The 941-nt window shown below is 71.8% G+C and carries 1 protein-coding gene and 1 pseudogene; both read right to left on the reverse strand.

Annotated elements, in window-relative coordinates:
• Positions 1-631 (reverse strand): annotated as a pseudogene (locus CCN42_RS37270) (arginase family protein); the annotation flags it as partial.
• The coding region (locus CCN42_RS37275) for an MFS transporter (RefSeq protein ID WP_143662158.1) at positions 582-941 on the reverse strand (360 nt) is incomplete at its 5' end. The pseudogene CCN42_RS37270 and the gene CCN42_RS37275, both read right to left, overlap by 50 nt.

Consider the following 941-nt stretch of genomic DNA (forward strand, 5'->3'; position numbering starts at 1 on the left):
CCCCGCCCCCGGTCTCCTCCGGCCACCCGGTCTGCGGGAACAACGTCCGAGGATGCTCGTGCAGCGAGATCGTCAGAACCCGCGGATCCTCCCAGAACGCCGCCTGCACGCCGTCCCCGTGATGCACGTCGACGTCCACGTACGCGACCCGCTCCGCCCCCAGCTCCAGCAGCCGCGCGATCGCCAGCGAGGCGTCGTTGTAGATGCAGAACCCCGCCGCGCCCCCGGGCATCGCGTGATGCAGCCCGCCCGCGAAGTTCACCGCGTGCTGCGTCTCCCCCCGCCACACCGCCTCCGCGGCTCCCACCGACAGCCCGGCGATCAGCGACGACACCTCGTGCATCCCGGTGAACGCCGGGTCGTCCAGCGTTCCGATCCCGTACGTCCCGTCGGCGGCCCGTGGGTCCGCCGAGGCGGCCTTCACGGCCTCGATGTAGTCCTCGCGGTGGACGAGCCGCAGCGTCGACTCCCCGGCGGGCTTCGCGCCCACGACCTCCACCTCGCGGTCGAGTCCCAACGCCGAGACCAGTCGCCGGGTCAGGATCAGCCGAACCGGGTCCATCGGATGCCCCGGCCCGAAGTCATACCCCGTTACTGCCTCGTCCCACATCAGCTGTGCGCGGCCGCTCATGCCCGCCACCGTATCGGTCCGGTTGAGCTTCGAACGACCGGGCGTACACGAGCGTCATCAGGACCAGCGTCATCGGCACGAGCATCGCCCCGCGATAGCTCCACGCGTCCCCCAACGCCCCCACCAACGGCGAACCGACCAGGAACCCCGCATAGTTGAATGCGTTCAGCCGCGCGACCGCCGCATCGGAGGCCCCCGGGAACAGCCGCCCCGCCGCCGCGAACGTCTGCGGCACCAGCACACACAGCCCGAGCCCCAGCAGGGTGAACCCGAGCAGTCCCGCCCACGCCCCGGGCCCCCCGGCCACCAC

This window comes from Streptomyces glaucescens, from assembly GCF_002154375.1.
Lineage (GTDB): Bacteria > Actinomycetota > Actinomycetes > Streptomycetales > Streptomycetaceae > Streptomyces > Streptomyces glaucescens.